At 61.4% G+C, this 13,313-nt stretch carries 12 protein-coding genes; 8 read left to right on the top strand and 4 right to left on the bottom strand.

Annotated elements, in window-relative coordinates; translation table 11 throughout:
• Positions 1-30: 30 nt before the first annotated feature.
• From AACH87_RS18080 to AACH87_RS18095, 4 genes are all read right to left on the bottom strand, one after another.
• Entirely contained in the window at positions 31-936 is a 906-nt protein-coding gene (locus AACH87_RS18080; protein ID WP_338795911.1) for an ABC transporter permease, read from the bottom strand.
• The gene (locus AACH87_RS18085; protein WP_338795912.1) at positions 933-1,910 is read right to left on the bottom strand and encodes an ABC transporter permease; all 978 of its coding nucleotides are present in this window, start codon (positions 1,908-1,910) and stop codon (positions 933-935) included. Before AACH87_RS18085 ends, AACH87_RS18080 begins: the two co-directional genes overlap by 4 nt.
• Entirely contained in the window at positions 1,907-3,463 is a 1,557-nt protein-coding gene (locus tag AACH87_RS18090; RefSeq protein WP_338795913.1) for an NAD(P)/FAD-dependent oxidoreductase, read from the bottom strand. Before AACH87_RS18090 ends, AACH87_RS18085 begins: the two co-directional genes overlap by 4 nt.
• Before the next feature lie 82 nt (positions 3,464-3,545).
• The gene (locus AACH87_RS18095; protein WP_338795914.1) at positions 3,546-4,526 is read right to left on the bottom strand and encodes a LysR family transcriptional regulator; all 981 of its coding nucleotides are present in this window, start codon (positions 4,524-4,526) and stop codon (positions 3,546-3,548) included.
• A 285-nt stretch (positions 4,527-4,811) separates the two neighbouring features.
• Between AACH87_RS18095 and AACH87_RS18100 the strand changes: the two genes are divergently transcribed.
• The 8 genes from AACH87_RS18100 (at position 4,812) to AACH87_RS18135 (ending at position 13,306) form a co-directional block, all read left to right on the top strand.
• Positions 4,812-6,053 carry an SfnB family sulfur acquisition oxidoreductase gene (locus tag AACH87_RS18100; protein ID WP_338795915.1) on the top strand — a complete coding sequence of 414 codons (1,242 nt, stop codon included), beginning with the start codon at positions 4,812-4,814 and terminating at the stop codon, positions 6,051-6,053.
• Positions 6,054-6,066: 13 nt separating this feature from the next.
• The gene (locus AACH87_RS18105) at positions 6,067-7,332 is read left to right on the top strand and encodes an SfnB family sulfur acquisition oxidoreductase (RefSeq protein ID WP_338795916.1); all 1,266 of its coding nucleotides are present in this window, start codon (positions 6,067-6,069) and stop codon (positions 7,330-7,332) included.
• Between the two features lie 38 nt (positions 7,333-7,370).
• Positions 7,371-8,189, top strand: coding sequence for a MetQ/NlpA family ABC transporter substrate-binding protein (locus AACH87_RS18110; protein ID WP_338795917.1), 819 nt, complete (start codon positions 7,371-7,373; stop codon positions 8,187-8,189).
• Positions 8,190-8,218: 29 nt separating this feature from the next.
• Positions 8,219-9,643, top strand: coding sequence for an LLM class flavin-dependent oxidoreductase (locus tag AACH87_RS18115; protein WP_338795919.1), 1,425 nt, complete (start codon positions 8,219-8,221; stop codon positions 9,641-9,643).
• A 175-nt stretch (positions 9,644-9,818) separates the two neighbouring features.
• Positions 9,819-10,640, top strand: a complete 822-nt coding sequence (locus AACH87_RS18120; RefSeq protein WP_338799009.1) for a MetQ/NlpA family ABC transporter substrate-binding protein — start codon at positions 9,819-9,821, stop codon at positions 10,638-10,640.
• Positions 10,637-11,461 carry a MetQ/NlpA family ABC transporter substrate-binding protein gene (locus AACH87_RS18125; protein WP_338795920.1) on the top strand — a complete coding sequence of 275 codons (825 nt, stop codon included), beginning with the start codon at positions 10,637-10,639 and terminating at the stop codon, positions 11,459-11,461. Before AACH87_RS18120 ends, AACH87_RS18125 begins: the two co-directional genes overlap by 4 nt.
• A complete protein-coding gene (locus AACH87_RS18130; protein WP_338795921.1) occupies positions 11,458-12,672 on the top strand; it encodes an ATP-binding cassette domain-containing protein in 1,215 nt (404 codons plus the stop codon). The genes AACH87_RS18125 and AACH87_RS18130 overlap by 4 nt, the downstream gene beginning before the upstream one ends.
• A complete protein-coding gene (locus AACH87_RS18135; RefSeq protein WP_338795922.1) occupies positions 12,644-13,306 on the top strand; it encodes a methionine ABC transporter permease in 663 nt (220 codons plus the stop codon). The genes AACH87_RS18130 and AACH87_RS18135 overlap by 29 nt, the downstream gene beginning before the upstream one ends.
• The last annotated feature ends 7 nt before the right edge of the window (positions 13,307-13,313 follow it).

Consider the following 13,313-nt stretch of genomic DNA (forward strand, 5'->3'; position numbering starts at 1 on the left):
AGGTCAAGGCATAGCCTTTGTCGAAGTGCCTCATTTCTGCAACCTCGGGTTCAGTACATCGCGCAATTGGTCACCCACCAGGTTGATGGCAACGATGGTGGCCAGCAAAGCCAGGCCTGGAAAGAAGCTGATCCAGTATTCGTTGGACAACAAGTATTGGTAGCCGTTGGAGATCAATAGCCCTAGCGAGGGCTCGGTGATGGGTACGCCGAGTCCGAGGAAGGACAGGGTCGCCTCCAGCGTGATGGCTCGCGCCACCTGCAGCGCTCCAATCACCAGAAGGGGCGGCAGGCAATTGGGCAGGATATGCCCCATCACAATGCGCCAAGGCCCAATGCCCTGCCCCCGAGCCGCCTCGACGTATTCACGCCGTGCCTCCACCAGTGCCTGGCCTCGGGCGGTGCGTGCGTAATAGGCCCACTCCAGCAGTACCAGCGTGAGCACCACATTGCCGATTCCCTTGCCCATGTAGGCAAGCATCATCAGCGCCATCAAGATGGTGGGAAAGGACAGCAGCAAATCCACCAGCCGCATCAGTGCAGCGTCCACCTTGCCTCCGGCGTAGGCGGCCACCAGCCCCAGCAAAGTGCCCAGCACTGCAGCAATCAAGGCAGAACCAATCCCTACAAACAGGCTGATACGCAAGCCATAGACGATGGCGGAATAGAGATCGCGCCCTTGTCCATCTGTGCCCAGCACATAGGTGTAATGGCCCTCGGCACTGGGGCTGCCTGGTGCCAGTCTCGCATCCATCACGTCCAGTTGCATGAGGTCATAGGGATTCTGCGGAGTGATCCATGGAGCGCACAGGGCTGCGATGCTCACAATCACGAGCACGATCAGTCCGGCCATGGCAACTCTGGACTGTGCGAAATCTGCCGCAATCTGCCACCAAAGGGATCTCTCTCTCACAGTAGATGACGTGGCTTGGGTCATGCGGCACCCTCAAGCCGCACACGTGGATCCAGCAAGCGGTAGAGCACATCTACCAGCAGATTCAACGTCACAAAAATCACCACGACCACCATGAGGTACGCCACCACCACAGGGCGGTCCAGTGAATTGATGCTGTCCAGAATGAGCTTTCCCGCCCCTGGCCAGGCAAAAATGGACTCCGTGACCACGGCATAGGCAATGGTCGATCCCAACTCCAGGCCCAGAACGGTGACGAGCGGAATCAAGGTATTGCGCAGAACATGCATGAGCACCACGCGCACCGGAGAAAGCCCCTTGGCACGCGCAAACTTCACAAAATCCTGTGGCAGCACTTCGCGTACACCTGCACGCGTGAGACGCAGCACCAGAGAAATCTTGAACAAGGCCAGATTCAAAGCGGGCAGCATCAAATGCTGCAACCCATCCCAGGTGAGCCAGGACCACTGCACGCCAAGCAAAGCCCGTGTCTCCCCCCGGCCACTGGCGGGCAGCCAGCCCAGTTGCACGCTGAACACCATGATCAGCATGAGCGCCACCCAGAATGCGGGCAGAGAAAAGCCGACGATGCTGCCCGCCATGAGTCCTTTGGAAAGAGGATGTTCAGGCCGCATCCCCGCCCACAAACCCAGCGGAACCCCGAGCAACACGGCCAGCAGCAGCGCAGCCACAGCCAGCTCTAGAGTTGCGGGCAAGCGGTGCAATATGAGACGCACGGCGTCTTCCTGGTAGACGAAACTCTTGCCCAGCTGGCCCCGCAAAGCCCCTTCTACAAAGGCAAGGTATTGCTGCCACAAGGGCTTGTCCAGCCCCAGCCGGGCAATCGCCGCCAGACGCTCGGCCTGGTTCATGTCATCCCCCACGAGAATGTCCACCGGATTGCCGATGGAATGCAAACCGATGAACACGATCAGCGTCATCACCCACACCACCAAGGCGGCCTGCCCGAGGCGGCGCAGTAGCCAGCCAGCGCTCATGGTTGTGCCGCCACAGCAGTTGGTGCACCAGCCTCAGACTCCCCCTCGTAAGCCGGAAATACTGCAGGCGTCCACTCCGTTCCGTCCAGCTCAGGCTCCGCATAAGCCACCATGGCGTCATAGTGGGTCTGTACATCTTGAGCCAGCAGACCTGCAGCCAGTCCGCGTGCCAAACGTTGTGCGCCGTCGCTGATCTGCGGAATGTCACCGGCTCCTGCCCCTTGCGATAACGCAGCCGCATAGTTGAAGCAGTGCACACGCTCCAGCCCCGGCAACGATCCGGGGATGCGAGGCTGAAATTCAAACACGGACCCCAGGTCAGGGGAGCCCAGCAGTTCCGCATCCGGTACCCCATCGGGGGCATTGAAGCGGTCACCCCACACGCGAACATGAGGAGCAAGCCGGGCAAACTCCGGGCGCTGCCCCCAGTCCGTGCGAAACCCCGTGCAGAAGATCACAAAATCTGCGGCCAGCGGCCCCTTGCCCGTGTCAATACGCAGTGATCCATCCCCACGGGGCTGCACTCCATGCACCGGCGCGCCCAGGTGGAAATGCGCGTTGGCATGCCTGGAGACACGCAAGGTACTGCCGTGCGGAGGAGGCACCTGCGACACGTTGATGTACCGCCGGAACTGCCACTTCCACTCATCCGGCAAGGCCCAGAAGCCCTGCGACATGCCCGGGTTGCCTGCACCCTTGCCCTTATTGACCCGTGGCAGCTCATTGCGGCGGATCAGCAGGTCGACCCGGGCAGCACCATGTTCCAGCGCTGTGGCGGCTGCATCCATCGCCGAGGCGCCTCCCCCGATCACAGCCACGCGCAGTCCGCGCAGTGTCTCGCCATCCCACTCGTGCGAAGAGTGCACCCACTGATGCCGTGGAACTTGCGCCGCCCAGTCTGGCAACCATGGGCCGCCCAAGCCATCACGCCCCGTGGCAAGCACAGCATGGCGGGCCAGAACAGAGTAATGTCGGGGCGTGCTACCCGGAGTTTCGTCCACCAGTTCCAGCTGCACCACGCCGTCGCCGCGCGGCTGGACATCCAGAAGGCGTTGGTGGTTATGCACATCGAGCCCCAGAACTTTGCGATACCAGCGCAGGTAGTCTGCCCATTGCAAGCGGGGGATCTTGTCCAGCGCCTCCCACTGCTGCAGTCCGAACTGGGCCTCAAACCACGCTCTGAACGTCAGTGCAGGCAGCCCCAGTGCAGGGCCTGTCAGCTCCTTGGGGCTTCGCAAGGTTTCCATGCGGGCCGTTGTGGCCCAAGGCCCTTCATAGCCTTCAGGTGCCTTGTCAAAAATTCGGGCACGTATGCCCAGGTTGCGCAGCGAGGCCGCCAAGGCAAGCCCGCCCATGCCACCGCCCACGATGGCGACATCCAGCACTTGTTGACCGTCCACCGTTTGCACTGGCACCCACGGTTTTGCCGGCAGGCAGAGCCACTGCAAGTCCTGACGAAGGCGAGCCTCCAGCGCCGGCAGGCCAGGGGCATCGTTAGCTGGAAAGGACACAGCAGAGGCTGGAGAAGATGGTTTTTGGGAAGGCAAGTTCATTGGAAAATCCGCTGCAAAGAAGAGCTGTCAGATGGGTTGCCACCACTGATTGATGTCTGGAAGACGTTGACGCTCGCTGTAGTCATCGGTTGGACTCTGTCGATTCAAGCTGCACAAAGCCCGGCACGGCCCGGGCGGCTGCCAGCATGGCCTGCGCCAACGCCTGCACCATGCCTGAAGGCGAACGCCCCGCGAGGACAAACACCCCAAAGTCAAACAGGACGGAAGCGTCAAGGGGGCGCACCACCACACCCTCTGCGGGTGCTCCGAGGGCAGTCAGCGGCTCCAGTATTGCGACCCCTAAGCCTGCGCGAACCATGGCTTGCGCGTTGATGGAGGAGTTGGTCTCGATCGCTGGCCCCATGAAGTCTGATGCCTGAGCACCCATCCCCTGCCCCACGTTGGTTGACAGCGCGGCATTGAGCTTGTGCCGCAAGCGATAAGGGTTGCTCATGGTGACCCAACGACGCTGGGCCAAAGCATGCACAGGCACCACTGGCAAATCGCACAACGCATCCCCGGCAGGGAGCACCGCCACACAGGGGGCTTGTCCCATCCAGAGGATATGAAGCCCCTTGTGCTCCAGCGGGAGGCTGCTGGCCCCCATCTGCACCACGCCGTTGAGCACATCGTGCACCACCTGTTCAGGCGCTGCCGAGCGCAATTGCACCGGCGTATCTGCGAAAGACTCTTGCAGTGCATGCAGCGCCTGAGGGACCAGTCCTACCGCCAGCGCGGACGTTGCCGCAAGCACCAAGGGTTGCGCAACCCCGCCGCGCCCCACCTCCGCAGCGCGCGAATGAATGCTGCGCCAGCTGCCGAGCATGCGCTCCACATCCCCATAGAGCAGGTAAGCCTGCTCCGTGGGCGTGACTCGGGGACCACTGCGCGCAAAAAGGGCATACCCGATTTCTGCCTCCAGCTCCTGCACCAATCGGGTGATCGCAGGCTGAGACCTCTCCAGCAGACGCGCAGCACCCGTCACGCTTCCGGTGGTCATGACTGCAGCGAATGCCTCAAGTTGGCGAATTTCCATAGCACAAGCATTTGTTTTTTGCATCATGCTGCATCAAGCATGCCAATGACAAATACTAAAACCGCATGTGCTTATATGAAAGAGGTCCGACCTGGGGGCCCTCAGCACAAACGACCGCCCCGCATGCATCTGCGGCCTCGGGCCACCCGCGGCGTTACAGCCAGCCTGCCGAGCCTCATGCCGTCGGCCGCCGAACGGCGCTTCCAGCACTGGAAGCCCTCTGGGCTGAGGCGCAAGCCTTCTAAAGATTTCGCATATCCATGCGCTGATTCCTTCGTACCGTAAGGAGGCTTCGCGGTCTTTAATGAAAATATGACCGCACGACCCTCACTGCACCCGCGCCTGCCCAGCCCCCCTGGCCCAGTAAAGCGCATCACCACAGACACCGAGGCCATCGCAGCCGCACACCGTCTGGCCTCTGACTTCGCCGCAGGGGCATCTGAGCGTGACCGCCACCGCATCCTGCCTTGGGACGAGTTGGACCGCTGGTCCGCCAGCGGGCTGGGTACCATCACCGTCCCCCGCGCCTACGGCGGTGCTCAGGTGTCTTACTCCACACTGGCAGAGGTATTCGTCATCCTGAACGCAGCGGACTCCTCTCTCGGGCAAATCCCACAGAATCATTTTGGTCTGCTGGGCGTTCTGCGCGAGATCGGCACCGACGCACAGAAACGGCGCTTCTACGGCGAGGTGCTCGCTGGCCGCCGCCTGGGTAACGCAGGGCCCGAACGCAAGGCCGATGGTGCAGCCACCATCTTGCACAGCGGCACACGCCTGCGCGCTACGGAGAACGGCCTGAGGCTCACAGGCAAACGGTTCTATTCCACTGGAGCACTGTTCGCCCACCGCATCCCTGTGCGGGCCATCAACGACGAGGGGCAGGCAGTGCAAGTCTGGGTGCCACGCGAAGCCCCCGGCCTCACCGTCATCGACGACTGGGACGCCTTCGGCCAACGCACCACGGCCAGCGGCACGGTGGTGTTCGATGAAGTGGCCGTGCAGGCCGACGATGTCCTGCCGGTCTGGCAACTCGCCGATCGGTCGGGACTCTTTGGCCCCACATCCCAGCTCTTGCAGGCCTCCATCGATCAAGGCATTGCCGAAGCTGCCGTGGCAGACGCGCAGCGCTTTGTCCACGAGCGGTCCAGGCCGTGGGTGGACTCTGGAGTAGAGCACGCATATGACGACCCGTATCTCATTGCCGATATAGGCCGACTGCAGATGGACCTGCACGCAGCGCGCGAGGTGCTGCGTGAGACAGGCACCCTCTTTGATGCGCTGGCCGCGCAAGCCACGATCAGCGCTGACGACAGTGCCCGCGCCTCGGTCGCTGTGGCTGAGGCCAAGGTACTGACCACACGCATTGCGCTGCTGGCGAGTGAAAAACTGTTTGAACTGGCTGGCTCGTCAGCCACACGCGCCGCGCACAACCTGGACCGCCATTGGCGCAATGCACGCGTGCATACGCTGCACGATCCGGTGCGCTGGAAGCTTCACCTGATCGGCAACTACCGCCTCAACGGCAAGTTGCCAGCACGGCATTCGTGGAACTGAGGAGGAAGCTGCCATGTCTGCGCTGCTCGCACCCATTCACTCCAACCCCATCGCCCGCCCAGAGCCAACGCCTGCGCAAGCGCCTCGCAATACGCCGCACCGCATCACGACAGATGCCGAGGCCATTACCGCAGCGCAGCGCTATGCGGCTCACATTGCCCCCGGCGCTGCGCAACGTGACCGCGAACGGCTTCTACCCTGGGACGCTCTGGAAGACTTTGTTGCCACCGGGCTGTGGACCATCACTGTCCCCAAAGCCTACGATGGACCCGGCTTGTCAGCGGGAATTCTGGCCGAGGTCACGGCCCTGATCAGCGCAGCCGATGGCTCTCTGGGCCAGATTCCGCAGAACCACTTCTATGCACTGGAAGTGCTCCGAGTGGGCGGCAGCGATGAGCAAAAGCGCTTTTTCTACAACCGTGTGCTCGCGGGAGAGCGCTTCGGCAACGCACTGGCAGAAATCACCCACCGGGACTTCCAGCGACGCACCCGCCTCGTGCCCGATGGCAATGGCGGATTTCACCTGCACGGAGAGAAGTTCTACTGCACAGGAGCTCTTTTTGCGCATTGGATTCCCACGCTGGCAGTCGTGGAGGAAAGCGGACGCCCAGTCACCTACCTTGCCTTCGTACCGCGCACAGCGCAGGGCGTTCATATTACCGACGACTGGGATGGATTTGGCCAACGGGTCACGGGCAGTGGCTCCGTGCGCTTTGACGGCGTACGCGTAGAGCCGCACTGGGTCGTTCCGTTCCTGGCTTCGTTCGAGAGACCCACACCGATCGGGCCACTGGCACAGCTTCTGCACGCGTCCATTGATCTGGGTCTGGCCCGAGGTGCATTTGCTGCCATGCTGCCGTATGTGCGCGAACACGCACGGCCCTGGATCGATGCAAACGTGGAACACGCTGCCGACGACCCGCTGCTCGTGCAACAGGTGGGGGATATCGCGGTGGGCATTCGAGCAGCCGAGGCGCTGGTACGCCGCGCAGCCCGCTTCGTAGATGCAGCGCAGGCGCAAGCCACCGAACAAAGCGTGGCCGAGGCATCCATTGCTGTCGCTGAGGCACGTGCCCTCACCACCACCGCATCGCTGGACGCCGGTACCCGACTGTTCGAACTGGCTGGCACCTCTGCCACCACGGGCCAGAAGGGACTGGACCGTTTCTGGCGCAACGCTCGCACCCATACCCTGCACGACCCTGTGCGCTGGAAGTACCACGCTGTAGGCAACTTCTACCTCAACGGTCGCTTTCCGCCACGCCACGGTGCACTCTGAATCGTTCACTTTCCCTCGGACACAACCTTTCGCTCAACATGTTGAAAAGCAAACTTCTGCGTAGACTTTCTGTATTTCTGGGCTCGGCAGCACTCTGCGCAAGCGTGCTCGCTGCGCCCCTCAAGATTGGCGTTGTGCCGGGTATCTTTGCCGATTCCGTCGCCGTAGCGGCTGCTGAGGCACGCAAGCAGGGCCTGGAGATTCAGGTGGTGGAATTTACGGACTGGACCACGCCCAACGTGGCGCTGGATGCAGGTGATATTGACCTGAACTACTACCAGAACAGCAACTACCTTGCGAATGCTGTGCGTACCAGAGGATTCCCCTTCGTCAGCGTGCAGCCGGGCATCCTGTCCTACCTGGGGCTGTACTCCACCAAACACAAAACCCTGGCAGACGTTCCCCAGGGCGCACGCGTAGCGATTGCCAGTGACCCCGTCAACATCGGGCGGGCGCTGCGGTTGCTGCAGCACGCAGGCTTGATCACCTTGCGCCCCGACACAGGCCTGCTTGGCACGACAGCGGACATCCAGACCAACCCGAAGAAGCTGCAGTTCGTCGAGATTGAAGGTCCCCAACTGGTACGCGCCACGCAGGATGTGGACCTGGCGCAAGGCTTTCCATATTTCATCATCCCGTCGAAGGCCTTCGATGCGACCAGGGGTCTGGCCTACACCAGCTATGAAGACGACTCGTGGGCCATCCAGTTCGTAGCCCGAAAAGACCGCGCCGCAGATCCACGCATCGCGCAGTTTCTGAACATCTACAAGACATCGGACGCGGTGCGCAAGGCAATCCATGCGTTCTACCTCAACGACGCAAAGCTCTACCGTCTGACCTGGCTGAAGCAGCCTTGAGCACTGACTGCCAACGCCAAAGCTGCGCCATGACCCAAGCCCCAAAACACATCCTGCTCAACGCGTTCAACATGAACTGCGTGGGTCACATCAACCACGGCCTGTGGACACATCCGCGCGACCGGTCTGCCGACTACCGCACTCTGGAGTACTGGACCGATCTAGCCAGCACCCTGGAGCGAGGCCTGTTCGATGGACTCTTCCTGGCAGACATCGTGGGTACCTACGACGTGTACCAAGGCAATGTGGACGTACCCCTGCGGGAGTCGATACAACTACCCGTCAATGACCCATTGCTGCTGGTTCCTGCCATGGCCGCAGCCACAAAGCACCTGGGTTTTGGTGTGACAGTCAACCTGTCATACGAAGCACCCTACCTGCTGGCTCGACGCTTTTCCACGCTCGACCACCTGACAAACGGACGCGTTGGGTGGAACGTGGTGACCGGCTACCTGGACAGCGCCGCCCGAGCCATGGGCCAGCCGCAGCAGTTACCCCACGACGAACGGTACGAGCGGGCGGACGAATACCTGGAAGTCCTGTACAAGCTGTGGGAAGGTAGCTGGGAAGACGGCGCTGTACGGCGTGACAAATCCGCACGCGTATTTGCGGATCCGAATCGAGTGCACCCCGTGGTACACCAGGGCCGCTACTTTCATGTAGAGGGCTACCACCTGAGCGAACCCTCCCCCCAACGTACGCCAGTGCTGTTCCAGGCTGGTAGTTCGGGTCGAGGACAGCAATTCGCGGCGCGGCACGCTGAGTGCGTATTCATCTCACCACCCAACAAGCAAGCAGCGCGCAAGACGGTGCAAGCGCTGCGTGAGCAATTGGTGCTCGCGGGTCGCAGACCCGAAGACGTGAAGGTTTTCGTCGGGGCAGCAGTGGTCACAGGTCGCACCGCAGCAGAAGCACACGAAAAGCACGCCGACTATCTGCGCTACGCCAGCCGTGAGGCGGGGCTGGCGCACTTTGCCGCCAGCACCGGTATCGACTTCGCGCAGTACGACCTGGACGAACCCGTCGACTATTCGCCTGGAAACGCCATCGAGTCGGCGAGCCGCACCGCCCAACAACACGGCTGGACACGACGCAATCTTCTGGAGCTGTTCTCGCTGGGAGGCAGATACCCTGCCATCGTGGGCGATGCTCAGCAGATCGCAGACGAGCTGCAATCGTGGGTGGCTGAAACAGGCGTGGACGGCTTCAACCTCAGCCGCACGGTGGTACCCGAAAGCTACGAAGACTTCATCGACCTCGTCATTCCTGAGCTTCAAAGCCGTGGCCTGTACAAGACGGCCTACGCTGAAGGCACGCTGCGCCAGCGCCTGTTTGGAGAGGGTGACCGTTTGCCCGCGCGTCACGCTGCACATGCATTCCGTAGAGCCTCGGTGGTACAGCGCAGCGATGTCACCCAGGCTCACACCCCTGCACTCCTGGAAGAGCAACTGTGAACCACTTTGCTCCCTATCCGTTCCTGGGCCGCTCACGAGTCACATCCGTGTGCATCGCAACCAAGCGTTGAAAAACGCAAGCTGCCCGCCGGTAACAGCGTGCCGCAGCCGCGAACCCACTCACAGCTCTTCACTTTCACCAACCTCTCACCGCGCCAACGCGGTCCTTCTCACCATGCCATTGAACCGTCGCCTACTCGCCCTCGCCCCATTACTGGCTTTTTCTGCGCTCACAGCAATGCCTGCCCATGCCGCAGAAAAACTGCGCATCGGCGTGCTGCCGGGTGTCTACGCCGATGCCATCGCGGCCGTCATTCCTGATGCCAAAGCGCAAGGCATCGACATCACCGTCACCGAATTCACCGACTGGACGACCCCCAACGTCGCAGTGGACTCAGGGGATCTGGACCTCAACTTCTTCCAACACCAACCGTTCCTGGACAACGCCATTCAGAAGAACGGCTTCAAGCTGGCCAGCGCGGGCACCAGCTTTCTCTCCAACATTGGTCTGTACTCCCTCAAGCACAAAGCGATCAACGACATACCTGTGGGTGGCAAGGTTGGCTTGGCCAACGACCCGGTGAACCAGGGCCGGGGGCTGCTGCTGCTGCAAAAGGCCGGCTTGATCACACTGAAGCCCGGTGTCGGCTTTTTGGGCACGTTGGATGACATCGTACAGAACCCCAAGAAACTGAAATTTGTCGAGGTGGAAGGCCCTCAGCTGGCGCGCATCACAGGCGACGTCGATCTCGCACAGGGCTATCCCCATTTCATCGTGGCCTCCAAGGCGTTTGATCCGTCCAGCGGGCTCGCGTACTCAGGTATCGAAGATGCGCGTTTCGCCATCCAATTTGTCACGAAGGCCAACCGAACCAAGGACGCAGTCATCCAGAAGTTCGTAAAGGTATTCCAAAACTCTGCTGGCGTGAAAGCCGCTATCGACAAGGCTTTTGCCGGTGACAAGCGCCTGTATGTACTGACCTGGACACAACAATGAAAAGCATCACCCAACACTTCAAAGCGGCTGCCATGGGGTGGCTGCTGGCTGCATCTGCGATGGCTGCACACTCGGCAGACGTGATCCGCATCGGCTCCACACCCGGCGTAACATCCGACGCTGTGGAAGCCGTGGCCACAGAAGCCCGTGCGCAAGGCCTAGAGGTGAAGCTGGTCGAGTTCACCGATTGGACATTGCCCAACGAGGCCGTGAACAACGGAGACATTGACCTGAACTTCTTCCAACACCAGGCTTTTCTGAACAACGCCATCAAGGAACGGGGCTATGCCTTGCAGCTGGTGGGCCTGGGCTTACTGCAGAACATCGGCATTTACTCCAATCGCATCCAGCGGCTGCAGGACGTTCCCGAGGGGGCTAAGGTGTCGGTCGCCAATGACCCGGTGAACCAAGGCCGCGGCCTGCTCTTGCTACAGAAGGCTGGCCTCATCAAACTGCGCCAGGGTAATGCGGTGGGGGCCAGCGTGAACGATGTGGTGGAGAACCCGAAAAAACTGCGCTTTTACGAGATCGAAGGACCGCAACTCATCCACTCCCTTCAGGACGTGGATCTGGCAGTGGTCTGGCCGAGCTATTTCGTCAATGCTGGCAAGAAGGAGCAGGCAAGCCGAGCCTTGCTGTATTCGGGTATTGATGACACTTTCTATGCCATGGGCTTCGTCGCCCGCAAGGATCGTGCGCAAGATCCAAAGATAGCCCGCTTCATCAAACTGTTCCAGCAGTCCGCCAAGGTGCGCGAGGTGGTTTCCGCACGTTTTAACAACGACTCCAAGCTCTACACGCTGCCCTGGAAGACGCCATGACACTCATTGCCGCTCCACATCCCCCCGCCGCGTGGCGCACAGCCTCAGGCTCCTCACCTGTGGCTGCCGCCAGCCACGCGCTCTCCGGCCCAGCGCGGCAAGACACTGCTAAGACCGATAGACAAGAGCCTGTTCCGTCACCCGCAGGCTCTGTGGTCTTCGAAGGTCTGAGCAAGGTGTATGCCTCTTCTGCAGGGCCGGTGGCTGCCTTGGACAGCATCAGTCTGAGCATCCCGGCCGGCAGCATCTTCGGCATCATCGGGCGCAGCGGAGCGGGCAAATCCAGCCTGCTGCGCACCATCAACCGGCTGGAATCCCCCACAGCAGGACGTGTGCTGGTCGATGGCGTGGATATTGCCGGCCTGGATGACGAGGGGCTGGTAGCCCTGCGCCGACGCATTGGCATGATCTTCCAGCACTTCAACCTGCTGGCCGCCAAGACGGTATACGACAATGTGGCGCTGCCCTTGCGGGTGGCTGGCGTGCGTCCTGCCGAGGTACACCGCCGGGTCGAAGAGCTGCTGGCCCTGGTGGGCCTGCAAGACAAGCACCACACCTATCCAGCACGCCTGTCGGGTGGACAAAAGCAGAGGGTAGGCATTGCGCGGGCTCTCGCCACCGGTCCGGAAATTCTGCTGTGCGATGAGGCGACCTCTGCACTAGATCCTGAGACCACCCACTCCATCCTTCAGCTGCTGCGTGACATCAACCAGCGGCTGGGCATCACCATCATCCTCATCACCCATGAGATGAGCGTGATCCGTGAAATTGCCGACCAGGTGCTGGTGCTAGAGCAAGGACGTATCGCCGAGCGGGGTGAGGTGTGGCGAGTATTCGGCGCTCCTGAGCACGACGCCACCCGAGCCCTGCTGGCGCCCTTGCAACACGGACTACCAGACGAGTTGCAGGCGAGGCTGCAGGCCGAGCCGCCTGCCAACGGTAGTCCCCAGCGTGTGCTGAGACTCAGCTACACAGGCGTGGCCGGTCTGGAGCCTGACTTCGCCCGCATCACCGCGGCGCTGCAAGGCCCTGTGCGCCTGCTGCATGGCGGTGTCGACCGTATTCGCGGCCATGCACAAGGCCGACTGATCGTGTCGCTGCCCGCAGGCGTAGCAATCCCAGACGCTTCTTCCCTGGTGCAAGGCCCTGATGCCATTGCCCACTCCATCGAGGTAATCGGCTATGTCGCTGACGTTGAGCATTCCCTTTGAACGTTATATCCAGGCCCTGACAGACACGCTCACCATGGTGGGTATATCCGCCAGCATCGCTTTTGTGGCAGGCATTCCTCTGGCCATCCTGCTGATCGTGACGGCCCCAGGCGGCTTTCTGGCATCGCCACGCATCCACCGTAGCGTGGGCAGTGTGGTCAATGGCTTCCGGGCTACACCCTTCATCGTTTTGTTGGTGGCATTGATCCCGTTCACGAGGCTGATCACCGGCACCACCATCGGTGTGTGGGCCGCCATCGTGCCGCTGGCGATCAGTGCTACACCGTTCTTTGCTCGCATCGCCGAAGTGAGCCTTCGCGAGGTCGATCCAGGACTGATCGAAGCAGCACAGGCCATGGGCTGCCGCAAGTGGCACATCATCTGGCATGTTTACCTGCCCGAGGCGCTGCCAGGAATCGTCGGTGGTTTCACCATCACCCTGGTAGCTCTGATCAGCTCGTCTGCCATGGCCGGCGCTGTGGGGGCGGGAGGGTTGGGCGACTTGGCCATCCGCTACGGCTACCAGCGCTTTGATACCCAGGTCATGCTCATCGTCATTGCAGTACTGATCGCCCTGGTGTCGCTCGTGCAGTTCACGGGTGACCGATGGGTGCGCTGGCTGCGCAGCCGGTAAACAGGAC

Origin of the sequence: Acidovorax sp. DW039, assembly GCF_037101375.1 — a bacterium.
GTDB lineage: Bacteria > Pseudomonadota > Gammaproteobacteria > Burkholderiales > Burkholderiaceae_C > Acidovorax.